Genomic DNA, 21,464 nt, shown 5'->3' with positions numbered 1-21,464 from the left:
CATGATGCACCGTGACAGTTGGGGCCTGAGAGCCCTCGTCCTTGCCTGCGTCCTGTGGAGCCTGCCCGCCGCCGCGCTCAACAACGGCCTGGGGCAGCCTCCCCCCGAGGTGGACCGGCAGACGCCCCATGCCGCCGTCCAGGGCTTCCTGTCCGCCGCCCACCGGGGCAACTACGCCCTGGCCGCCCACTACCTGGACCTGGACTTCATCCCCCGCGCCGAGCAGGCGGCGCGCGGCGCCCAGCTCGCCCGCCGGCTGAAGTTCGTGCTGGACCGGAAGCTGCCGGTGGACCTGTCCTCGCTGAGCAAGGCGCCGGAAGGCGAGCCGCCCAACTCCCGGACGCAGCAGCTGGGGACCATTCCCCTGGAGGGCGCCAACGTCGCCATCCGCGTCCAGCGGGTGACGGCCGAGGGCGCGCTGGTGTGGGTGTTCAGCGAATCCTCGGTGCGGCAGGTGGACCCGCTCTTCGCGGAGCACGGCCCCCGCGTCGCCGAGTTCCTTCCGCCCATCTTCTTCTCCAATCCGGTGCTGGGGCTGGAGCTCTGGCAGTGGCTGGGCCTGCTGGTGGCGCTGCTGGGCAGCCTCGTGGTGGCGTTGGTGGTGGAGCGGCTGCTGCTGGCCTTCGCCCTGCGGCTGGCGCGCTGGACGCGCATCACCTGGGACGACGACCTGGTGTCCGCGGGCCGGGGGCCGCTGAAGCTGGTCGTCTTCGCGGCGCTGCTCGTCGCCGGCACCTCCTTCCTGCGCCTGCCGCAGCCGGTGCAGACGTTCTTCAACCGGGTGGGCTACTCGCTGGGCGTCATCTCCCTGGCCTGGTTCATCCTGCGCTTCCTCCGGGTGTCCGCCGCCTTCGTGCAGAAGCGGGTGTCGGTGGAGATGAAGGACGCCTCGCGCGCGCGCAGCGTCAGCACCCAGCTGGTGGTGCTGCGCTCCATCTTCGAGGTGGCCACCTACGTCATCGCCGCCGCGCTGCTGCTCATCCAGTTCGACGTGGTGCGCAGCGTGGGCGTGTCGCTGCTGGCCTCCGCCGGCATCGCCGGCCTGGTGCTCGGCCTCGCGGCGCAGAAGTCCATCTCCACCCTGCTGGCCGGCATCCAGCTGTCCATCACCCAGCCCATCCGCATCGGTGACACCGTCATCGTGGAGAACGAGTTCGGCACCGTGGAGGAAATCACCCTCACGTACGTGGTGCTGCGCGTGTGGGACCAGCGCCACCTGGTCATCCCCATCACCCAGTTCCTGGACAAGCCCTTCCAGAACTGGAGCAAGGGGAGCCCGGAGATGCTCGGCGCCGTCACCCTCCAGGTGGACTACTTCACCGACATCAACGCCCTGCGCGCGGAGCTGACGCGCATCCTGGAGACCGAGGGGAAGAAGATGTGGGATGGCCGGGTGGGCAACGTGGTGGTGCTGGACGTGCTGGACCGCACGCTCACCATCCGGGCCCTGGTGAGCGTGGCCAACTCGGACCAGCTCTTCGACCTGCGCGCCCTGGTGCGCGAGCGGATGGTGGAGTTCCTGCGCGTCAACCCGCAGTGGCTGCCGATTACCCGCACCGAGGCCCGCACGGGGCCCCCGACGCCGCCCCCGACGGACGGCAAGAATCCCCCCCCGCCCTCGACGCCTCCCCGGGCCTGAGGGAGGCTTCAGGGCGCGGGGTGTAGGGAGTCCTTGCCTGCCGGGCAGGGGACCTTGAATATTCGGCGCACCGCGCCGTCAGAGCGCACGAATTCACGCACCTACTGCTCGGGGGAGTCTTCGAGATGAAGCGTCATGCCAGGTTGTGCGGGGCCCTCGCGTTGCTGGCCGCCGCCGCGCCGCTCACCGCCGGCGCGCAGGAGCGCGGCCGCACGGATGGGCCCGAGGAGTCGGAGTACGGCAAGGGCGGGTACGACGACCCGGGTGGCCGGGGCGTCTCGCTCCAGCTGGACTGGGGCGCCGCCGTCAACTCCCAGGAGCCGCCCCGGGGCGCTCCCGAGGGCCCGCCGCTGTACGTGGGCGCCACCCTGTCGCTGTGGGGCGATGACTGGTTCCAGCTCGACATGAGCGGCGCCTACGTCTTCGACGGCGGTCGCTTCATCGGCATGGTGGGCCCGCGCTTCCGCACCTGGGGCTGGCCCATTGTCTTCACCGCGGGCCTGAAGGCGGGCGCCATCGTGATTCCCGAGGGCGAGGGGCTGCGCTTCGGAATCGAGCCGAACGTGGGCGCCGAGTTCTTCCTGGGCGACGAGAACCACATCCTCCTCGGCCTCAACTACATGCCGGACATCCCCATTGGCGGCGGCGGCGTCACGCACCGCCTGGGCATGTCCGTCGGTTACAAGTTCTAGAGGGGGACCACCATGCTTGCCCACATCCTCGCCGCCACGCTGGCCGTGGCCGCCAGCCAGGCCCCCGTCGTGGCGCCCCCGGTCCGCGGAAGTCCGCAGATTTCCCTGCCGTTCCCCACGGGCAACGTGCAGACCTACAACATCATCCAGTGGGACCCGAACCAGCTCCCGCGCATCTACGAGCGTTCGGACCAGCTCCCGCTCACCGACGAGGAGCTGACCAAGCTGTCCCAGGCCGGCTTCGAGCCCGCGCAGCTGGTGAAGATGATTGAGGAGCGCCGCTGCGCCTGCGACGCCAGCGCCGACGGCCTCATCCGCCTGAAGAAGGCGGGCGTGGACAAGAACGTGCTGGCGGCGGTGTCCCGGCACGGGCTGGCGCCCAACCGGGCGCTTGATTTGCTGGTGACGCTCGACTTCACGGGCGAGAGCCGCGTCGCGCGCGAGGGGTTCCTCTACTTCTTCGTGGACGACGGCGACGTCACCCGCGTCTTCACCGCCAACATCCCGGAGCTGCTGCAGCGCCGCAACAGCCACGAGACGATGGTGGACCGCAGCGACATCGTCATCGCCCGCACCGTGCGCCGCGTGCAACTGGCGGGCAAGGTGCCGCTCAGGACGTACGGCCCGCACAGGGTGCTGGTGGCCGCCAGCGGCAGCCCCACGCTCACGCACCCCTCGCAGCTCACGGACCAGGAGCGGGCGAAGTCGCAGACCTACACCTTCGACTACCCGCGCGCCTCGCTGCAGAGCCTCTGCCGCCTGACGGCCGGCTACCGCCGCGACGCGGTGCTCAACTACAAGTGGAACTTCGAAGGCAGCCGCTTCGAATGCGAATGGAACTAGGAGTCAACGCACCATGAACCCCCACCGCCTGCTTCTGTCCGCCTGCCTCGCCGTCACGCTCTCCGCGTGCTACGGCCCGCGCGCCTACACGCGTGGTACGTACGAGGACCCCAACACCATCGAGATGCTGTCGGACCGTTTCAACGAGAACGACCTGCAGCTCATCGCCAAGAAGATGGCCAACTCACTGGCCGAGTCCGCGCGCTTCCAGCAGCCCCGGCAGGACGGCTCGCTGCCCATCGTCCTCGTGGGCAAGCTGAAGAACAGCACCTCCGAGCACATCGACATGCGCTCGCTGGGGGACAAGATTCAGACGGCCCTCGCGCAGACGGGCCGCTTCGCGCTGGTGGACCAGGCGGCGCGCCAGGACATCGCCGAGGAGTACGAGTACCAGCAGTCCGGCTACGTGGACCCGAACGCGGCCAAGGGCCCGGGCCAGCAGACGTCGGTGGACTTCCTGATGACGGGCGACCTCGCCTCCATCATCCAGGAGGTCGGCAACGACAAGCTCGTCTACTACAAGATGACGGCGAAGCTGAGCAACGTGCGCACCGGCCTCATCGAGTGGACGGACGAGAAGCAGATCCGCAAGAAGTTCGAGAAGCGCAACGTCAGCTGGTAACTCCATGAGCTTCTCCACTCCTGGCCCGTCCCGCCTGTCCCGGTGGGGCGGGCTGGCGCTGTTGAGCCTGTTGCTGTTGTCCGGCTGCGCGGGGGACTACGTCGCGCGCACGCGAGGCGTCCGCGCGGCGTACCAGTCCGGGGACTACGCGCGCGCCCTGGACGCGCTGGAGTCCACCGCGCGCTCCGCCGTCGACAAGGACCGGCTGCTGGTGCTCCTGGACAAGGGCATGGTGCTGCACGCCGCCGGGCAGTGGGCGCAGAGCAACGCCGTGCTGGAGGACGCCGAGCGGCTCAGCGAGCAGCTCGACGCCGTCTCCGTCAGCGAGGAGGCCGGGGCGCTCGTCACCAACGAGCGCCAGCGCACCTACCGCGGGGAGGACTTCGAGAAGCTGATGATTTCCGTCCTCCAGGCGCTCAACTACGCCGAGCTGGGCGAGGACGAGAGCGCGATGGTGGAGGTCCGCCAGGTCAACGACCGCCTGGAGAAGATGGTCTCCGAGGAGAAGAAGCCGTACGAGCAGCTCGCGATTGCGCGCTACCTCGGCGGCGTGCTCCGCGAGGACCAGCGCGACTGGGACTCGGCATACATCGACTACGCGAAGGCGTACGAGCTGGAGCCCGGGTCGGGCGCGCTGGTGGAGCCGCTGTTGCGGCTGGCGAAGCTGGCGGGCCGGGACGACGCGTACGCGGAGCTGCGGGAGAAGTACCCGGACGTACCGCACGCGCCGCTGGCACCCGGCGAGTCGCAGCTCGTCGTGGTGGTGGAGGCGGGCCTGTCGCCGGAGAAGCAGAGCGCCTCGCGTGACGCCGACGGCGGCAACCTCATCGAGGTGCCCGAGTACAGGGACCGGGGCAGCGCTCCGGCGGTGCACGTGACGCTGGGCGAGGAGTCGCAGCGGGCCGTGACGGTGACGTCGATTGCGGACGTGGCGCGCGTGCACCTCAACGAGCGCATTGGCCGGATGCTGGCGAAGCAGCTGGCGGGCGTGGCGGTGAAGGCCGGCCTGGCGGCGGGCGTGGGCGCGCTGACCAAGAGCGACGAGGTGGGCGTGCTCACCTTCCTGGTGCTCAACGCGATGAACGCGCCAGACCTGCGTTCCTGGCTGTCCCTGCCGGCGGAGTTCCAGGTGGCGCGCTTCCGGGTGAAGTCGGGCAGCCACACCGTGCGTGTGGAAGCGAGTGGCCGGACGACGGAGCACACGGTGGACGTGAAGCCCGGCCGGGTGGGGCTCATCGTCGTCCGGCGCTACTGAGCGGCGCTTCACGAAGCGCGGCACGGCGGTCGGATTCCAGATTCGCGAATCTGGAATCCGATTGAGGTAGGGTGCGCGCCCCATGTCGCCAGTCCTGGCCACGGTGGCCCTCTACTCGCTCATCATCGTCCTCGGTGCCCTGCTGGGCGCGGTGGGGGTGGTGTGGACCGAGCGACCCACGCACCTGGTGCGCTTCCTGGCCTTCGCGGCGGGGGTGATGCTGGGCGCGGCCTTCTTCCACATGCTGCCGGAGGCGTATACCGGCGGCGGGTGGTGGGCCTTCGCGCTGGTGCCGGCGGGCTTCGCCTTCCTCCTCGTGCTGGAGCGCTACCTGGTGGCGCACGCGGGGGAGGACCTGCCCGGGGACCACATGTCCGGCACCGGGGCGCCGGCTGCACCCGGGCAGGTGCTGGGCTTCACGGCGTTCCTCGGGCTGTCCACGCACACGCTGTTCGACGGGATTGCCCTGGGCTCGGCGGTGGAGGAGGGCGTGGGCTTCATGGCGATGCTGGCCATCGTCGCTCACAAGGTGCCCTCCGCGCTGTCGCTCGCGTCCATCCTCAAGACGGAGGGCCGCTCGCGCAGCTCCATCCTGCTGCTGTCCACGCTGTACGGGGCCATGGTGCCGGCGGGCGCGGCGCTCTACTTCCTCTTCAACGCGGTGCTGAACTTCGAGAGCCTCGGCGCCAAGGCGCTGGCCTTCTCCGCGGGGACGTTCCTCTACATCGCCGTGAGTGACCTGCTTCCGCACGTGCACCGGCATGGCAAGGACAACCCGGGGCGCAACGTGCTGGCGCTCTTCGCGGGGCTGGCCCTGATGTTCGTCCTCGCGCGGCTGATGGGGCACCCGGCCGGGCACTGAGCCGGGGCCCGTTCGTCTCCACCGCCGCCGGCCCGCGCGCATGCGCCGGGGCCGGTGGGCCGCTCCTCGGGGAGGGGGGCGTGGAGCGGCCCACCGGCTCAGGCGGCTGGGGTGAGTCGTCGCCTGGACGGTGCTTCCGAGAGGCTGCGGATGACCTGGGCGCCGAACTCCGCCAGGTCACCCGTCTTGCGCAGGTAGACGACGCCCGCGGGCGGCACCAGCAGGTCCAGCCCGCTGTGGAGGATGACGGGGACGTCGCGCAGCCACGGGTCCTCGCGCAGGGCCTGACAGAGCTCGAGCCCGTTCATCCGCGGCATCGTCAGGTCGGTGATGATGAGGTGGGGGCGCAGGTGCGGCGCCATCGTCAGCGCCTCCTGTCCATCCGGGGCGGTCGCTACGGCGCAGCCCAGGTCCTCCAGGACGCGGGTGTAGAGGCGGAGCAGGGTGGGGTCATCGTCAACCAGCAGGACGCTATGCAGCATGTCGCTCCTCGAAGCGGGTGGGGGCGGCAGCGCCGCCGTGCTGGTGGATGGGGGGCCGCCGCGGCGGATGTGAACCGGCGCGGGCGCGAGGCCTGTCCGCCGTGTGTCCAGGGAGGGCCGCGCCCGGCGGCACGACTGCTCCCGGCTGCACGGTGTGGGGGGCGGGTGCACCCTCCCAGGGAGGTCCGCATCTTCCGGCCCGTGCGAACCCCGACTCACCCCACGGGCGGACACCGAGGAGGCCGCGCCATGCTCACCGTGGGCGACTTGATGACCCGCGACGTCGTCACGCTGCAGGAGACGGATGGCCTGCTGAACGGGGATGACCTGCTGAAGCTCCACCACATCCGGCACCTGCCCGTGGTGCGGGACGGGAAGCTGGTGGGCCTGGTGAGCCACCGCGACCTCATCCGCGCGCTGGGCCGGCACCTCGCGTCCGCGCCGCAGCCGGTGTCCGTCTCCGACATCATGACGCGCGGGCTGGAGGCGGTGACGCCGGACCTGCCGGCGCGCGACGCCATCCACAAGCTGCTCGACGGCCGCTTCGGCTGCCTGCCCGTGGTGGACGGCGACGACACGCTGGTGGGCATCGTCACCGAGTCCGACTTCATGCGCCTGGCGTCGCGGCTGCTCGACGCCGCGGAGTCGGAGGGGCGCGGGGCGCGGGAGGCGGGTGTCACCGCGCCCTGAAGCCCCGGGCTTCTTCTTGCTTTCTCCCCGGGCGCCTGGAGGATGCGCGCGCCCTCATGGAAAAGCGCACCGACTGGTACGAGCACCCCGAGTATTACGAGGCCATCTTCGGCACCGACACGGTGCGCGAGGCGGACTTCCTCCAGGCGCTCAGCGAGCGCCATGGCACCGGCGGCAAGCTGTGGCTGGAGCCCGCCTGCGGTGCCGGGCGGCTGGTGGAGGAGGCCGCGGGCCGGGGCCTCCAGGTGGTGGGCTACGACATCTCCGACGCGATGCTCGCCCACGCGCGCAGGCGCCTCACGCCCGCGCAGCGCCGCCGCGTGCGGCTGTCGCAGTCTCGCATGGAGTCCTTCGCCGAGCCGTCGCTGCGGGGCCGTGTGGACCTGGCGCACTGCCTCGTCTCCACCTTCCGCTACCTGGACAGCGAGGCCGCGGCGCGCGAGCACCTCATCGGCACCCGGCGGCTGCTGAAGCCGAAGGGCATCTACGTGCTCGGCTTCCACCTCACGGACTACGCGCGCACCACGCCGGAGCACGAGCGCTGGGTGGGCCAGGTGGGGAAGGACAAGGTCGTCTGCAACACGCACGAGGGCGTGCCCGAGCGCCGCGCGCGCCGCTCCCCCATGCGCAACCGGCTGCGCGTCACCGGGCCGGGGAAGGACTGGCTCATCGAGACGACGTGGTTCTTCCGCACGTACAGCGCGGCCCAGGCCAGCAAGCTCTTCCGGGACGCCGGCCTGCGCGTGGTGGCCGCGTACGACTTCGACTACGACGTGGCCTCGCCCGTGTCCCGGGGCAGCCGCCGGCTGGACCGCGTCTTCGTCCTCCAGCCGGCCTGAGGCGCGCCGGGCGCCGGGCCTCTCACTCCGGCGCGTCGGCCTTGGCGAGCACGTAGCACAGCTCGCGCAGCGCGGCCCGGCGCATGGCGTCCACGTCCGCGAAGCCGCCGTCGCGCGCGGCCCGGCCGAGGGACTCCGGCATCATCCGGCCCTGGCGCTCCTCGAAGTACCAGCGCCACAACATGTCCTCGGTGATGCCCGCGTCCTCCGGCCGTGGCGTCGCCAGCCCCGCCGCCGTGAGCACCCGCTCCTTGTCCTGGGCCCGCTCCAGCAGGGCCGCGTACTCGCCCGTCAGCCGCAGGTGGTCCGCGAGGTGGCGCAGCACGTCCGGCTCGAAGAGCGTCTCCACCCAGCGCACGTGGGACTCGTCGCGCACGAGCCGCTTCAGGTCATCCACCTGCTGCTCGGCCTGCCAGCGCTCGAAGGACTCGGGGGCCAGGCCCCGCTCCTGGCGCAGCGCCTCGGCGGTGGAGCGCAGCTCGTCCTCGCCGGGCTCGCGTCCCAGCCGGCGGGCCTGCTCCACCGCCAGCGCCCGCGCCATGCTCGAGCGCCGCGCCGTGCCCAGCTCGCCGCGCAGCCGCAGCTCGTCCAGGAGCGACTCGGGCGCCACGCCCTCCAGGGGCCGCGTGTCCTTGCGCAGGGGAAGCCGGCCCGCGCGCCGTCGCGCCTCCTCCCACGCATCCGTGTGCTGGAAGGGAAAGCTCACCGTCTTGGGCGACAGCCCGACTTCCAGTCGCTCCCGCATCGTGCGCAGCAGGGCCAGCGCGTCCGCCTTCTTCTGGTCCACGCGCCCCGTCGGCAGCCACGCCTCGAATGCCTTCAGCTGCGAGGGTGGCACGCCCTCCCGCGCGCCCTTCGCGAGCACCACCGGCCAGGCCCGCTCCACGTAGAAGAGCTCCTTGGCCACCCGCACCAGGGTCCGGGTGGTGTCCTCGCTCACGACGCGGTCGACCCAGGCGGCCGACAGCGTGGCGCTGATGTTCACCATCGCCTCGGACAGCGGGCGCCAGCCGTCCTCGGCGCCCGCGTGGGCCACGGCGACGTCATCGTCGTCCTCCAGCTCGCCCCGCTGGAAGGCGTCGAAGATGGCGCCCACGCCCTCCATGCCGAAGGCCTCCAGCTCCGCGGCGCGCAGCGCGCCCATGCTGGCGGCGCCGAAGACGTGGATGCCCTCCGACATCGCCCAGAGGATTTCCTTGTGCCACACCGCGGGCACGTGCTCGAAGAAGCCGTCGATGATGCCGATGGCCACCGGCCCTTCCCGTGCGGCCCGGTACACGTCGCCCTGCTGCACCGGCGGAAGGCAGGTGGCCTTCAGCTCCGCGTGCGCCTCCTCGGGTCGCAGCGTGGGGCCGGTGAAGATGAACACCTTCGTCATTCCTCGCGCTCCCGCATCGCCCGCTGCGCGCGAGCGCCGGGCACATAGCCCGGGGCCTCGTGCGTGGGCTCCAGTCCCGGCACCACCACCCGCACCACGGGCACGCCCAGCTCCGGCTTCGTCAGGTCCACCGCCACCACCTGGCCCAGTCCCACCGCGCCCAGCTTCCCCAGCACCCACGCCAGGTCGTCTTCCAGCGTCGCCCCGTCGTACGTGGGGGCGTCGGGGAAGCGGCGCACGGGCGTCTCCTCGCGCAGCCGCGTGCGCAGCCGGTCCGCCGCGACGCCGTCCCGGGCGGATTCGTAGACCTTGCGGTGCAGGTCGTCCCTCGCCCCGCTGATGCGCGTGAGCCGGCTCTGCGCCGCCTCCGTCAGCGCGCGCAGCAGCGCCACCTCGCGCGACGGGTGGCAGCCCATGCCGCTGGCCACCGCCACGGGCCGGAAGGCCTCCGGCTCGCGGTCGACGATGGAGCAGGTGAAGGCGGGGACGCCCACGTCGCTCGTCGTCTCCCACGCGCCCACGGCCACGCCCGCGCGCGCATACCTCTCCAGCACCTCCCGGCACCCGGCGTCGTCCACCGAGTCCAAATCCAGCCGGGTGCGTGCCTGGGCCCGCTCGCCCCGCGCGTGCCAGAGCGTGGTGGCGTCGCGCTCCACCACCTCGCACAGCCCGTGGAGCGTGGCCTCCACCACGTGGTTGCCGGAGGCCAGCCCGTTGCTGCTCATCAGGAACGCGCCGCTGCCGGTGGGCAGCGGCAGCGTGTAGTCCGTGTGCACCAGATCGAAGGGGAGCCACAAGGTGCTGCCCTGAATGAGATTCACACCCTCCACCCAGAGCATCCGCCAGTTCTCGTGGAACAGGCTCACCGACAGCCGGGGCAGGCCGGCCACGTCCACCACGCTCTCGCCGAAGCGCAGCTCGTTGTACGTGGCCAGCTTCAGCGGCAGGGAAACGTGCTCGGCGTGGTAGCCCTCCACGGACTCCATGAGGCCGGACGCCTTCGCCGCGTCCAGCGTCAGCCCCTTGCCCTGCGACACCGCCAGTGAGCGCGCGTTGGGCCGCGCCACCATGACGACGGGGATGCCAATCGTGTCCAGCCCGGTGACGTTGGCGATGCGGGTGATGCCCAGCACCGGCATGAGCCGGCGCACGCGCTCCAGCGTCTCGGTGGGCGTCACCACCCGGTGCGTCCCGTGGCGGAAGTGCTTGAGGGTGCCGGAAGGAAGGGCCGCTTCCGGAGTACGACGGGTGGGACGAAGGGGCATCAGTACTTCCGTGACTCGAAGGGAGAGGCGTCCTGCTCCCTGGCTTCCAGCTCCTTGCTGGGCGTGTAGCTCAACAGGATGCTGTTGAGGTTGAGCAGGAAGCAGGTGACGGGCTCGGCCGGCGTGGGTGCTGAGATGTTATCGCCCAAGCCGCCCGCGCGCTCGTGTGCGACGTGGTGCGGGATGTTGGCCACCACGGCCTCGTTCTTGAGCAGCGGGAGGAGGGCCTTGGCGAGCTTCTTCATGTCCTGGGGATGCTTGGGGTCAAAGGACTTCGCCTTCGTCCACGCCTCGGTGGGCAGCCAGTAGACCTTGCCGTCCGGCGCGTAGACGAGCAGGTCCGACTCGTCCACCCACAGCCGCGCCCGTGCCTCCAGGCCGGTGGGCAAGGGCGAGCCCTTCCTGGGAATGGCGAGCAGGTCGGCGGGCTCGCCGCTCGGCTTGACGCCCTTCACGGTGACGGCCTCGTCCGTCCGGCTGACAACCTTCACCTGGGCGCGCGCTTCCTTCTCTTCCGGGGACTTCTTGGGATTGACCTTGAAATCCACGAACCGCGTCACGTTCTCCGGGACATTCGGGTTGTCCTTCGGCACGCCCATCACCTTCAGCTCGGTGGTGAAGCCCTCGAGGACGTTGACCTCGTTGGGCTGGAAGAAGAGATAGACGTACTCCTTGGGGCTCTTGGCGGCCATGCGCACCTCGGTGGCTGGGGGTGAACGACGGAAGTCGAAACCGTCACAGGTAGCCGAGCCGCCGAGCGGCGTCGCTCGCCACCAGGAGGTGCTCGCGCGCGGAGGCGGTGTCCGCCTCCGCCGCCAGCGCCGCGGTCAGGGGCGCGAAGAGCGCGTCCGGCAGCCGCTGCTGGCTCGATGCCAGCATGGCGCGGGCGTGGCCCAGTGCTTCGGGCACGCGGCCGTCCGCCAGCTCCACCGCCAGCAGCGGCCAGTGCGCCAGCCACTGGAAGGGGTAGACGAGCGACAGGGGCTGCCACAGCCGCAGCGCTTCCGAGCCGGCCTCGCGCGCGGCCGGGCCGTCCGCCGAGCGCAGGGCCACCCACGCCCGGTTGGCGTGCGCCGCCCCCACGTAGTCCGCCATGCGCGCGGTGGAGGCCACCTCCAGGCTGCGCCCGGCGGCCTCGCGCGCCGCGTCCACGTGCCCGCGCAGCCGGAGGATGACGGTGAGGTACGTGAGGCAGCGCGTCTGCAGCGTCACGTCTCCCAGCCGCTCCGCCTCGCGCAGCGACAGCTCCATGCCCGCCTGGGCCTCCTCCAGCGCGCCGTGGAAGAGCAGCACCGAGGCCAGCACGCACCGCGCTCCCGCGCGCTCCAGGTCGCCGCCCGCCTCCAGCGCCGCGTCCGTGTAGGCCCGCGCGTGCGCCACCGTCTCCGCGGAGGCCTGGTAGCGCTCGCTACGCAGTTGCATCTGCACCAGGGAGTTGAAGAAGCGCGCGCGCTGGAGCGGCGAGCCGTGCTCCTGCACCACGGGCCGCACGCCGTCCACCAGCGCCTTCATCGCGTCGAGCTGCGCCAGCCAGTAGTGCACCGTGATTCGCTCGCCCTGGAGCTGCACCCACTCGTGCCACCAGGCCTCGGACGCCTCGGACTCCGGGGAGGCCGCGTCCGGCGCGGGGCCGAGCTCGGCCTCCGCGCGCGCGTAGACGCGCAGCGCCTCCTCGTTCAGATGGTGCGTCTGCAAGGCCTTGCCCACCTTCCGCAGCACGTTGGCGCGACGGACGCGCGCACTTTGCGGAATGCGTGCCAGGGCCTCCATGAAGGCCGTGCGCGCCTCGGCCTGCCGCCCGGTGAGGGCCAGCACCTCGCCCAGTGCCTCCCAGACGTGCTCCAGCGCCAGCTCCTGCCTCGCCGCCGCGTTCCCCGGGAACGCGCTCGCGTCCTGCGTGGACGCCGCCGCCGCCTCGCGCAGCGCGGCCTCGTAGAATGCAATGGCCTCGCCGTTGGCGTACGCGGCCCGGGCCCTGTCACCCGCGCGGGTGAGCCAGCCGCTGGCGCGGCCGGGCCTGCCCGCGCGGGACCAGTGGTGGCCCAGCGCCGCGGCGTGACGCTCCACCTCCGGCGTGCCCGCGTACCGGCGCTCCAGCAGCTCCGCCGAGCGCAGGTGCAGCGCCTGGCGGGGCGCGGCGGGGATGCGTGCGTAGGCCACCTCGCGCAGCTTGTCGTGCACGAAGCGCAGACGCCCGCTGCCGGACTCCTCCAGCACCTGCCGGCGGCGCAACTCCTCCACCGCCTCCGGCTCCGCGGCCTGCGTCAGCGCGGCGATGGTCAGCAGCAATTCGGCATCCTGCTCGCGTCCCAGCACCGAGGCTGCTTCCGCCAGCGCGCGTGCATCCGCGCCCAGGTCGGCCAGCCGCCGCTCGATGAGCTCGACGATGCTGCCCGGCAGGGGCAGCGGGCGGTGCGCGGTGCTGCCGCCCGCCTCGAAGAGCCACTCGCCGGAAGGGGCGCGGAAGAGCAGGCCCGCGTCGATGGCGGCGCGCAGGTACTCGGCGATGAAGAAGGGGTTGCCGCTCGTCTCCCGCACCAGCGAGTCCACGAAGGGCGCGGGCACCTCGCGCAGCGCCAGCATGCCGCGCACCATCTCCCCGGCGCTCGCCGCGTCCAGCCGCCCCACCTCCACGCGCACCGCGTCCGGCGCGCCCACGAGCGTGCGCAGGGCCGCGCCCATCTCGTCCATCCGGTACGTGCCCACCAGCAGCACCGGCCGCGACGCGAGGTGCTCGGCGCCCAGCTCCTGCAGGAAGCTCAGCGTCAGGTCGTCCGCCCACTGCAAATCATCCAGCACCAGCAGCAGCGGCTGCACCTGCGCGAAGGCCCGCAGCGTGTCGCGCAGCGCCGCCAGCACGCGGGCGCGGGCCTCGGGGGCCGGAAGGGGCGGGGGCTCGGGCTGCTCCTGCTGGCCGGGAAGCTGCGGGAGGGACGGCTCGTACGCGGCGAGCACGCGCCCGCGCGGCCCCAGGAGCCGGTCCGCCTCCGCCGCGCCCCGCTCGTTGCACCGGTCCGCCACCGCCAAGAGCAGCGGGCGCAGCGGCTGCAGCGGCGCGGCGTGGACGTCCGCGCCCCCGGCATCCAGCGGCACGCACTCGCCCGTCACCACCGCCATGCGCCGCCACGTGGCCTCGGACGCCAGCTCCAGCGCCAGCCGCGTCTTGCCCGCGCCGCTCTCCCCGCCCAGGAACACACGCCCGCCCTGGCCTCGCGAGGCCGCGTCCAGCACGTCCATGAGGCGCCCCAATTCGCCGCCGCGTCCGGCCAGGTCCGGCCGGTAGAGGTAGGCCGGCGTCCGGGGCACCGCGCCGCCGTCGCCGCCGCCTTCCGCGCCGAGCGCGTCCAGCGCCGCCGCCACGTCCTCCGCGTAGCCCGGCCGCTCCGGGGGCTTCTTCGCCAGCAGCCGCAGCGCCAGCGCGTCCACGCCGTCCGGCAGGCCCTCCACCCGCCGCGACGGGGGCACCGGCGCCACGTGCAGGTGCTGGTGCGGCACCGGCCCCTCCCGGCCCGGGACGAAGGGCGGCCGGCCGGTGAGCAATTCATAGAAGATGCAGCCCAGCGCGTAGAGGTCCGCGCGCGCGTCCACGAAGCCGCCGCGCAGCTGCTCCGGGGCCATGTACGCGTCGCTGCCCACCACCGCGCCGCCCACGTCCAGCGTCTCGCGGCCCCGCGAGCCGCCGAAGCGCGCGGCGATGCCGAAGTCCACCAGCACCGGCGTGCCGTCCGGGCGCAGGAAGACATTCTCCGGCTTGAGGTCCCTGTGGACGAGGCCGTTGGCGTGCAGGAAGGCCAGCGGCGCGCACATCCGCCGCACCAGGGTGAGCACGGCGCGCAGCCGCTCGGGCGCCACCGGGCCCGCCTCCTGCCCCGCGCTGGCGCCGCGCAGCGTCTGCCCGCGCAAGAGCTCCATGGCGTACCAGGGCAGCCCGTCCGCCACGCCCTCCGCCACGATTCGCACCACCCCCGGGTGCCGCAGCCGACGCAGCGCGTGAATCTCCCGGCGGATGCTCGCCAGCGGCACCTCGGAGGCGGCCCTGACAGTCTTGACCGCCACCGCCTCGCCCGTCTCCGGGTGCTCCCCCCGGTAGACGACGCCCATGCCGCCCTGTCCCAGCACCTCCTGGAGCCGGTAGGGACCGATGGTCGCCCCCACCCCTGGCAGGGAGTGGAGCCACGCTGGAGCCGTCATAGGGGGGCGGAGCATACCGGGCGACCCCCGCTGCGTCCGCCTGGAACGCACGCGCGTTCCGTCAGGACGCGCTCGCGTCCCGCCCGGACGCGTCCCGGGGCCGCTTTGGAGCCCCTTTCGGGTCAACTCCCTGAAAACACTGAAAACAGGGTGGTTGGCACGAAGTCCGCAAGAGGAATTGGCGTGGCGCCACGGGAAACCGGGGCGCCCCGCCGTCATGGAGGTCCGAGAACGCGGAAGGAGGGGCCGCTCCTTCCGCGTTCTTCATCTCCATCTCCGCTACACTTCTGTCCTTCTTCCGAAGCGGCCCTGAGAGGGGTGGCTCGGATGGCTCCGGACGGAGGCGAGTGGATGCATGACGAGATGGCGCAGCTCCTGACCGCATTGCGGGGGGCGAAGGACTTCGAGACCGCCGCGGCGGCCACGCTTCGCCGGATGCTGGCCCTGGCCCAGGAAGCCGTTGCGTCCAGTCGGTACGCAGCCCGGGCCCGCGTGCTCCGCGGAATCGTCCACCTCCGCCCCGGCGAGGCCTACCGTCGCCTGGCCGCGCTGGATGTAGGGGCCTCTGAGATTACGGATGCGAGTGTGGGGACGCCCTTCTTCACCTCCGCCACGGCGTGGCGCGCGGTGGTGGAGCACCGGTGCGCGGTGTCCATCGACGTCAACGTGGGCACGGTGCAGCCGCACGCGCCCAACGCCCCGGTGACGGGGGACCCGGGCCTGGCGGGCTTCCACAGCAACGAGAGCCGGCAGCGCTTCCTCGGGCGCCACGCCACGCACGTGTGCGTGCTGCCCCTGCGCACGCCGGGCGGCAGCATCGAGGGGATGATTTCCCTGGAGGCGGACTGCCTCGCCGCCATGGGCCAGGAGTTCGTCTGGCTGTCGGCGGGGGACAAGCTGCAGCTGCTCGCGGACGTCGCCGCGCCGTACCTCGCCGGGCTGCCGCAGCGCCCGGTGGCCACGCCGGAGGTGGACGAGTTCCTCCCGGTGGTGGGCCGCTCCATGGCGGAGCTGCTGCCCATCCTCCGCGTCTTCGCGCTGCAGGATGAGACCATCCTCATCAGCGGCGCCACCGGCGCGGGCAAGTCTCGGCTGGCGCGCTGGTGCCACGAGCGCTCCAACCGCCGGGGCAAGCCCTTCGAGACCTTGGATTTGGTGACGGTGCCCGAGGACCTCCAGATGGCGGAGCTCTTCGGCTGGAAGAAGGGCGCCTTCACCGGGGCGGTGCGCGACGCGCCGGGCAGCGTGGCGCGGGCGGACGGTGGCACGCTGTTCATCGACGAAATCGACAAATTGTCACTCAAGGCGCAGGCGGGCCTGCTGCACCTCCTGGAGTCGCGCAGCTACCGGCCGCTGGGCGAGGGCACCGGTGAGCGCCAGGCGGACGTGCGCTTCATCATCGGCACCAACGCGGACCTGCACGCCGAGGTGCGCGCGGGCCGCTTCCGCGAGGACCTCTACTACCGCGTCAACGTGCTGCCGGTGCGCATGCCCGCCTTGCAGGAGCGCACGGACGAAATCCCCATGTGGGGGCGGTACATGGTCAACCGGCGGCACCGCGAGCGCTCCCCCGAGGGCAGCGCGCGGCTGACGCAGGAGGCGGAGCGGCTGCTGGTGGGCGGCAACTGGCCGGGCAACCTGCGGCAGCTCGACAACATCGTCCGCCGCGCCTACACGCTGGCCATGGTGGAGCAGACCACGCCCACCGGGGAGCTGGTGCTTCAGGAGAAGCACGTGGCCCGCGCGCTCGACTACGAGCAGGCCCCGGGCGGCAAGCCGCTGCCGGAGGCGCTGCGCGCGGCGGCGCAGGCCTTCGTCGCCGAGGCGCGCAAGCGCAACGCCCCGCTCGACTTGGACCTCGCGGACGCCTTCCGCGGGCTGGTGCTGGGCATGGCCATCCGCCAGGTGGGCCGCGACGAGGGCTTCCGCCTGCTGGGCCGCGAGAGCCTGGTGAAGAACCGCAACCACCACAAGGCGCTCAAGCGCGAGCTGGAGAAGGTGGAGTCGCTCTACAAGGCCCTGGGCGAGGACGCGTCTCCCTTCGCCGACCTGCTGACGGAGGCCGAGGCGGACTGACGCGGGGGAGTTCGGGAATACTCCGTTCCGGTGGCGTTGAGGCATGGACGCCACACCCACGGGATGGAGGAACCCATGAAGCTCATTTCGGACAGCGCCATCGTGACGGGCGCGGGGCAGGGCATCGGGCTGGGCATCGCCTCGCGGCTGATGCGGGACGGGGCCAGCGTGCTCCTCTTCGGCCGGACGCAGGCGAAGCTGGACGAGGCCGCCGAGCAGCTCAACCGCGCCGCGGAGGGCCGCGCTCGGGCCGTCCCCGTGGCCGGGGACGTGTGCCGCGCGGACGACGTGGCCCGGGCGCTGGACGTGGCCACGCGCGAGCTGGGGCAGCCGGGCATCCTGGTGAACAACGCCGGCACGGTGACGCTGTCCCCGCTCGTCGACATGTCCGAGGCGGACTTCGAGCACGTCATCGACGTGAATCTCAAGGGGCCCTTCCTGTTCATGAAGGCGTTCGCCCGCGCGCTCATCGCGGCGAAGCGGCCCGGCGCGGTGGTGAACATCTCCTCGCTGAACCAGACGGCGGTGACGGACGGGCTCGCGCACTACTGCGCCTCCAAGGCCGGGCTGGCGAACCTCTCGAAGGTCGCCGCCTCGGAGCTGGGGAGGCACGGCATCCGCGTCAACGTCGTGGCGCCGGGCGGCGTCCGCACGCCCCTGTCGCAGCCCTTCTTCGAGGGCGACATGGGACGCGAGTTCCTCTCCCGCACGCCGCTGGGCAAGCCGTGCGGCACGGTGGAGGACATCGCCGGGGCCGTCGCCTTCCTGTGCAGCGAGGACTCGGCGTGGATGACGGGGGACACCCTCGCCGTCGACGGGGGCACCCACCTGCGCGGGCTGCACAGCTACTGGGACACGCTGAACCCTCCGAAGTAGCTCAGCGCGGAGGGCAGGGCGCCGCGCCGCCACCCCGCGCCGTGATTCCGGGCGCGCCCCGGGCCAGCTCGTCGCACACGAGCGCATGGAGGCGGAAGGCCATGCGGGCCTCCTGCACGACTTCCTGGACCTCGTCCGCGTCCAGCTCCAGCCCGTCGATGCGGGAGTGGAGGCGGACGCGGAAGGCCGCCAGCTCCGGCGCGGTGGGCGCGCCGTAGAAGAGGGTGCCCCGGCCGTCCTCCAGCTCGAAGGCCTGCGAGATGCTCCGGGCCCGGGCCGTCGCCGTGAAGACGTCCAGCATGCACCGCGCATACGCGTGGGCCACGAGCAGGTGCGGCGCGTCCCCGGCGATTTCGCGCAGGCGCTGCGCGTGCAGGCGGGCCTCCAGGCAGGCGAAGGCGTCCGAGCGCGTCTCGCCGCAGAAGTAGGCGAGGTCCGCCTCCAGCGCGTCCGCGCGGCGCAGCTCCGGCAGCAGCAGCACCGGCGTCAGCGGCGTGTCCACCACGCGCGGCAGCAGGGCCTCGAAGGCGGAGTAGAGGTAGTGGAGCTGGCGCAGGTAGCTGACGTAGTGCTGTGCCCGGACGAACTGGCCGTAGACGCCGCCCTCCCACGCATCCTCGAAGAGCGTCTGGAGGAACAGCGAGCGCTCCGTCTGCTGGCGCGCCTTCGCCGTCCCTTCCTCCAGCAGCACGGACAGCGGGGCCGTGACGGGCTCGCGCGCGGGCGCGGCGGCCTCCACGTCCGTCAGGCGGCGCACGCGCGCGGACAGCTCCGTCCGGGGCAGCCGCAGGGAGCCGGTGGCGCTCACTGCTTCCACCCGCCGGAGGTGAGCACGGGCTCCGCCGTCTCCACGGTGGAGCCTTCCCGCTCGCCGAGCTGCTGGAGCGCCTCGGCCACCGTCAAGCCGATGGCCCGGAGCACGTCCTCCTCGACACGGAGGGTCACCGGCCCCATCGCCAGGTGGATGTGCCCACAGGAGCACCGCGTCACCTCCGCACACGGACCTCGCGCCAGCACCGTTCTGCAGCATCCCTGTCCGAGCATCGTGCCTTCCTTGATTTTGATTTTGATTATCGATATCAACAATATGATGCACGAAGTCTTCGCCGAGGGCAAGGGTCATCGTGTTGCGTCTGCGGAAGGGTGGGCTACCGGGCGTCGTGGCCCATGGGGGCGCGCTGCTCGTCGCGCAGGCCCACGAGCACGCTGGCGCCGCTGCCCGCCACGCGCAGTTCGCCGTAGCGCGCTTGTTCGTACCGGTCCGCGTGGCCCTCCTGGAAGAAGAAGGACTCCGCGCCCAGGCGCACGCGCTCCTGACGGACGCGGTAGCGCAGCTTGAACTCTTCCGGCGCCAGCGGCGTCTCCGGCGTGTCGAAGCGCACGAAGCGCCCCACGCCCTGTTCGTCCAGGCGCAGCACGAGGTTTCCGTCGCGCGGGCGCTGCGCCAGGTCCTCGCTCCGCTCGCGGCTGATGGCGTAGTCGAGCACCATGTAGTCGCCCTGTATCAGCGAGCGCGGGTCCCTGGGCGCCAGCTCCAGCAGCACGGTGCGGCCGGTGGACAGCACATGTTCCTTCTGGATGACGAGCCCCGCGGGGGCTCCCAGCGCGAGCACCAGCCCGCCGAAGATGACCGCCGCGCGCATCACCGCACCTCCGCCGCCGCGGCGGGGAAGCGCCGCAGGAGGAACAACCTCAAGCCCAGGAACACCAGCCCGCTGCCCGTCAGCGCGAGCGCCTTGGCCAGCAGTGTGAGCCCCAGGTCGTAGTAGTACCAGCCGCCCGCCGCGAGCAGGAACGCCACGGCCAGCCCCAGCAGCACCGTCGAGCGCCGGTGGAAGGCGAGCACCAGCATCCCCACCGCGGCGATGACGGCGGGCGTGTGGAGCGTCATCAGCGCCGTCAGGCCCAGCGCGACGAACACCGCCGCGCCCGCCACCCCCGACGCCTCCAGCCCCAGCTCCCGCATCACCCGCCACGCGGTGTACAGCGTCAGCGCCGTCAGCCCCAGCGTGAGCACCGCATCCGGTGTGGAGATGCCGTGCTCGCCCAGCTCGCGGAGGAGCGCGCCGAGGAAGCTGAGCGACAGCAGCGCGCCCATGAGGCCGCAGGCCAGCGCGAAGCCCGCCGGGCCCACCAGCTCACCCCAGCGCCCGCGCCGCAGCCGGGCCTGCTCCAGGAGGAGCCAGTGGACGAGCACGGCGCAGCCGAGCAGCCCCACCTGCATGCCCAGTTCGCCCAGCCCCTTCCAGAGCAGGTACACCGCCGCTCCCGCCATGCCCAGGGCCATGAGGAAGCGGAGGATGGCGTCCGGGAAGAGGACGAGCAGCACCGCGCCCAGCACGAGCTGGATGACGGCCGGCGCGATTTCGCTCTCCGTCATCACCGCGATGCCCGTCTGCACCATGGCGATTCCGGCGAGGCACAGCGCCAGGGCGAGCTGCTCCATGAAGGCCCCCCGGGTGCTCCGCCGCAGCAGCGTGGCGCCGCCGCCGATGATGAGCCCGAGGAAGGCCAGCAGCAGCTCCTCCTGCCAGAGCCCGACACAGCCGAAGAAGCTCAGGAGGAACGCCGCGGCCACCCAGGCGCCGAAGCCGGCGAGCGCCTTCACGAACCAGGGCGTGGCCACGTCGGTGCGGCGGTACACCTCCATGGCGGTGCGGGCCCGCTCCCCGGCGTCGGGAGCCAGGTGGCCCTCGGCCTGGAGGCCATTCAGGACGTCCTGCAGTGTGGGGCGCGCCATGTCAGGCCTCCTCCGCGGCGCCCGTGGCCCGGGCTTCGTTGCGCAGCCACCACACCGCGAGCGCCACCTCGCCGATGATGACGAAGGGCAGGATGAAGAGGCTGAGCTCGTCCACGCCCGTATCCACGATGAGCAGGCGGCCCACCCACGTGGTGGCGAGCGTCATCGCGGACAGCACGCCCAGGGTGAGCAGGAACAGCTCGCCGCGCAGGTGGCGGTGCAGCGCGTACTCCGCCGCCAGCGAGCCCAGCACGAGCAGCAGCGCCACGCCGGCCCCCGGCCCCACCTCCGACGGCGCAACGATGAAGGCCACCGCCGCCGCCAGGAGCGGGCCCACCGTCATCACCGCGAGCCCGCGCGGCACCCACCGCCCCTGGAGCCAGGACAGGCCCGCGTTGGCGAAGTGCTCGTACGTGGCCCACGCGAAGCCGTTGAGCAGGCCCAGCACCACCGCGAGCCACGCGGCGGTGTCCTCGTCGCCGTCGAGCACCTGCCCCCAGAAGAGGACGATGCCCGTGTTCACCAGCAGGACCAGGAACATCCACAGCGGCGCGAAGCGGGCCAGGAGCACCCACGGGAGGATGAGCACCGCCCAGCCGACGAACAGCTCATACGGGTCCGCGCCCGTCTGGTAGGCCTGCCCGTACACGGCGAGCAGCGCTCCCACGAGCACCGCCGAGGCCAGCAGCGAGAGCTGGCCGGCGAGCCCTTCCCCCAGCCGCCACGCGCCCACCGCGGTGCCGACGAGCGCGGCGGCGATGAGGCCCAGCTTCCCGAAGCGGTGCAGGGCCGCCCAGTTGTACGCGAAGAAGTAGATGACGCCGGAGAGCACCAGCAGCGTGCCCAGGGCCATCAGGGTGGTGGACAGGAAGCTCCGCCACTCCGCACGGGGCGGCGAGGCCACGGACAGGTGCAGCGCGCGCTCGAGCGCGGCGGGCGGAAGGACTCCGGCGTCCGCGAGCGCGCGCAGGCGCTCGGGCGTCGCATCCAGGTCGAGCAGGTCTTTCGGCACGG

Annotated in this window: 20 protein-coding genes; 10 read left to right on the top strand and 10 right to left on the bottom strand. The window is 72.1% G+C overall.

The genetic code is table 11. The features are described 5' to 3' along the window. Position 1 precedes the first annotated feature (1 nt). The 6 genes from ACX9TP_RS36575 to ACX9TP_RS36550 all read left to right on the top strand — a co-directional run bounded on the left by ACX9TP_RS36575 (position 2) and on the right by ACX9TP_RS36550 (position 5,913). Positions 2–1,639 (top strand): mechanosensitive ion channel family protein, encoded by a 1,638-nt coding sequence (locus ACX9TP_RS36575; RefSeq protein ID WP_482975285.1) that lies wholly within the window; start codon positions 2–4, stop codon positions 1,637–1,639. Positions 1,640–1,764: 125 nt separating this feature from the next. Beyond that, positions 1,765–2,331: a hypothetical protein gene (locus ACX9TP_RS36570; RefSeq protein ID WP_482975284.1), complete on the top strand. Its 567-nt coding sequence runs from the start codon at positions 1,765–1,767 to the stop codon at positions 2,329–2,331. Positions 2,332–2,343: 12 nt separating this feature from the next. Beyond that, positions 2,344–3,174 (top strand): hypothetical protein, encoded by an 831-nt coding sequence (locus ACX9TP_RS36565; protein ID WP_482975283.1) that lies wholly within the window; start codon positions 2,344–2,346, stop codon positions 3,172–3,174. 13 nt (positions 3,175–3,187) lie between these two features. Next, positions 3,188–3,796: a penicillin-binding protein activator LpoB gene (gene lpoB, locus ACX9TP_RS36560; RefSeq protein WP_482975282.1), complete on the top strand. Its 609-nt coding sequence runs from the start codon at positions 3,188–3,190 to the stop codon at positions 3,794–3,796. A gap of 4 nt (positions 3,797–3,800) precedes the next feature. After that, a complete protein-coding gene (locus ACX9TP_RS36555; protein ID WP_482975281.1) occupies positions 3,801–5,051 on the top strand; it encodes a COG3014 family protein in 1,251 nt (416 codons plus the stop codon). Between the two features lie 82 nt (positions 5,052–5,133). After that, positions 5,134–5,913 carry a ZIP family metal transporter gene (locus ACX9TP_RS36550; RefSeq protein WP_482975280.1) on the top strand — a complete coding sequence of 260 codons (780 nt, stop codon included), beginning with the start codon at positions 5,134–5,136 and terminating at the stop codon, positions 5,911–5,913. A gap of 98 nt (positions 5,914–6,011) precedes the next feature. On the opposite strand, the gene ACX9TP_RS36545 is transcribed toward ACX9TP_RS36550, so the two are convergent. Further along, positions 6,012–6,395, bottom strand: coding sequence for a response regulator (locus ACX9TP_RS36545; protein WP_482975279.1), 384 nt, complete (start codon positions 6,393–6,395; stop codon positions 6,012–6,014). A 249-nt stretch (positions 6,396–6,644) separates the two neighbouring features. Here ACX9TP_RS36545 and ACX9TP_RS36540 point away from each other — a divergent pair, with 249 nt between their 5' ends. Beyond that, on the top strand, positions 6,645–7,085 hold the full coding sequence (locus ACX9TP_RS36540; protein WP_482975278.1) for a CBS domain-containing protein: 441 nt from the start codon (positions 6,645–6,647) through the stop codon (positions 7,083–7,085). A 56-nt stretch (positions 7,086–7,141) separates the two neighbouring features. Further along, positions 7,142–7,924, top strand: coding sequence for a class I SAM-dependent methyltransferase (locus tag ACX9TP_RS36535; RefSeq protein ID WP_482975277.1), 783 nt, complete (start codon positions 7,142–7,144; stop codon positions 7,922–7,924). 22 nt (positions 7,925–7,946) lie between these two features. Here ACX9TP_RS36535 and ACX9TP_RS36530 read toward each other — a convergent pair whose 3' ends face one another. From ACX9TP_RS36530 to ACX9TP_RS36515, 4 genes are read right to left on the bottom strand one after another with little or no spacing between them, the layout of a single operon-like run. Continuing rightward, positions 7,947–9,302, bottom strand: a complete 1,356-nt coding sequence (locus ACX9TP_RS36530; protein WP_482975276.1) for a TfuA-like protein — start codon at positions 9,300–9,302, stop codon at positions 7,947–7,949. After that, a complete protein-coding gene (locus tag ACX9TP_RS36525) occupies positions 9,299–10,567 on the bottom strand; it encodes a YcaO-like family protein (RefSeq protein WP_482975275.1) in 1,269 nt (422 codons plus the stop codon). Before ACX9TP_RS36525 ends, ACX9TP_RS36530 begins: the two co-directional genes overlap by 4 nt. Next, positions 10,567–11,259 carry a hypothetical protein gene (locus ACX9TP_RS36520; protein WP_482975274.1) on the bottom strand — a complete coding sequence of 231 codons (693 nt, stop codon included), beginning with the start codon at positions 11,257–11,259 and terminating at the stop codon, positions 10,567–10,569. The genes ACX9TP_RS36525 and ACX9TP_RS36520 overlap by 1 nt, the downstream gene beginning before the upstream one ends. A 43-nt stretch (positions 11,260–11,302) precedes the next feature. After that, on the bottom strand, positions 11,303–14,668 hold the full coding sequence (locus tag ACX9TP_RS36515) for a serine/threonine-protein kinase (protein WP_482975273.1): 3,366 nt from the start codon (positions 14,666–14,668) through the stop codon (positions 11,303–11,305). Between the two features lie 417 nt (positions 14,669–15,085). Here ACX9TP_RS36515 and ACX9TP_RS36510 point away from each other — a divergent pair, with 417 nt between their 5' ends. Continuing rightward, positions 15,086–16,834, top strand: coding sequence for a sigma-54-dependent transcriptional regulator (locus tag ACX9TP_RS36510; protein ID WP_275899121.1), 1,749 nt, complete (start codon positions 15,086–15,088; stop codon positions 16,832–16,834). Positions 16,835–16,909: 75 nt separating this feature from the next. Beyond that, positions 16,910–17,710, top strand: a complete 801-nt coding sequence (locus tag ACX9TP_RS36505; RefSeq protein ID WP_482975272.1) for an SDR family NAD(P)-dependent oxidoreductase — start codon at positions 16,910–16,912, stop codon at positions 17,708–17,710. 1 nt (position 17,711) lies between these two features. Here ACX9TP_RS36505 and ACX9TP_RS36500 read toward each other — a convergent pair whose 3' ends face one another. From ACX9TP_RS36500 to ACX9TP_RS36480, 5 genes are all read right to left on the bottom strand, one after another. Then, positions 17,712–18,518 (bottom strand): biliverdin-producing heme oxygenase, encoded by an 807-nt coding sequence (locus tag ACX9TP_RS36500; RefSeq protein ID WP_482975271.1) that lies wholly within the window; start codon positions 18,516–18,518, stop codon positions 17,712–17,714. Next, positions 18,515–18,655 carry a hypothetical protein gene (locus ACX9TP_RS36495; RefSeq protein ID WP_482975270.1) on the bottom strand — a complete coding sequence of 47 codons (141 nt, stop codon included), beginning with the start codon at positions 18,653–18,655 and terminating at the stop codon, positions 18,515–18,517. The genes ACX9TP_RS36500 and ACX9TP_RS36495 overlap by 4 nt, the downstream gene beginning before the upstream one ends. Before the next feature lie 203 nt (positions 18,656–18,858). Further along, entirely contained in the window at positions 18,859–19,356 is a 498-nt protein-coding gene (locus ACX9TP_RS36490; RefSeq protein WP_482975269.1) for a GDYXXLXY domain-containing protein, read from the bottom strand. Further along, on the bottom strand, positions 19,353–20,450 hold the full coding sequence (locus ACX9TP_RS36485; RefSeq protein ID WP_482975268.1) for a DUF4401 domain-containing protein: 1,098 nt from the start codon (positions 20,448–20,450) through the stop codon (positions 19,353–19,355). The genes ACX9TP_RS36490 and ACX9TP_RS36485 overlap by 4 nt, the downstream gene beginning before the upstream one ends. 1 nt (position 20,451) lies before the next feature. Then, positions 20,452–21,462, bottom strand: coding sequence for a DUF2157 domain-containing protein (locus ACX9TP_RS36480; RefSeq protein WP_482975267.1), 1,011 nt, complete (start codon positions 21,460–21,462; stop codon positions 20,452–20,454). Between the last annotated feature and the right edge of the window lie 2 nt (positions 21,463–21,464).

The organism is Pyxidicoccus sp. M15 (assembly GCF_056858435.1).
Note: the sequence above shows the minus strand (reverse complement) of the source record. Positions and strands in the feature narration are given on the sequence as shown.

Coding starts and splice junctions, on each gene's coding strand:
- ACX9TP_RS36575 (WP_482975285.1), top strand. CDS start 2: ATGATGCACCGTGACAGTTGGGGCCTGAGAGCCCTCGTCCTTGCCTGC.
- ACX9TP_RS36570 (WP_482975284.1), top strand. CDS start 1,765: ATGAAGCGTCATGCCAGGTTGTGCGGGGCCCTCGCGTTGCTGGCCGCC.
- ACX9TP_RS36565 (WP_482975283.1), top strand. CDS start 2,344: ATGCTTGCCCACATCCTCGCCGCCACGCTGGCCGTGGCCGCCAGCCAG.
- lpoB (WP_482975282.1), top strand. CDS start 3,188: ATGAACCCCCACCGCCTGCTTCTGTCCGCCTGCCTCGCCGTCACGCTC.
- ACX9TP_RS36555 (WP_482975281.1), top strand. CDS start 3,801: ATGAGCTTCTCCACTCCTGGCCCGTCCCGCCTGTCCCGGTGGGGCGGG.
- ACX9TP_RS36550 (WP_482975280.1), top strand. CDS start 5,134: ATGTCGCCAGTCCTGGCCACGGTGGCCCTCTACTCGCTCATCATCGTC.
- ACX9TP_RS36545 (WP_482975279.1), bottom strand. CDS start 6,395: ATGCTGCATAGCGTCCTGCTGGTTGACGATGACCCCACCCTGCTCCGC.
- ACX9TP_RS36540 (WP_482975278.1), top strand. CDS start 6,645: ATGCTCACCGTGGGCGACTTGATGACCCGCGACGTCGTCACGCTGCAG.
- ACX9TP_RS36535 (WP_482975277.1), top strand. CDS start 7,142: ATGGAAAAGCGCACCGACTGGTACGAGCACCCCGAGTATTACGAGGCC.
- ACX9TP_RS36530 (WP_482975276.1), bottom strand. CDS start 9,302: ATGACGAAGGTGTTCATCTTCACCGGCCCCACGCTGCGACCCGAGGAG.
- ACX9TP_RS36525 (WP_482975275.1), bottom strand. CDS start 10,567: ATGCCCCTTCGTCCCACCCGTCGTACTCCGGAAGCGGCCCTTCCTTCC.
- ACX9TP_RS36520 (WP_482975274.1), bottom strand. CDS start 11,259: ATGGCCGCCAAGAGCCCCAAGGAGTACGTCTATCTCTTCTTCCAGCCC.
- ACX9TP_RS36515 (WP_482975273.1), bottom strand. CDS start 14,668: ATGGGCGTCGTCTACCGGGGGGAGCACCCGGAGACGGGCGAGGCGGTG.
- ACX9TP_RS36510 (WP_275899121.1), top strand. CDS start 15,086: ATGGCTCCGGACGGAGGCGAGTGGATGCATGACGAGATGGCGCAGCTC.
- ACX9TP_RS36505 (WP_482975272.1), top strand. CDS start 16,910: ATGAAGCTCATTTCGGACAGCGCCATCGTGACGGGCGCGGGGCAGGGC.
- ACX9TP_RS36485 (WP_482975268.1), bottom strand. CDS start 20,450: ATGGCGCGCCCCACACTGCAGGACGTCCTGAATGGCCTCCAGGCCGAG.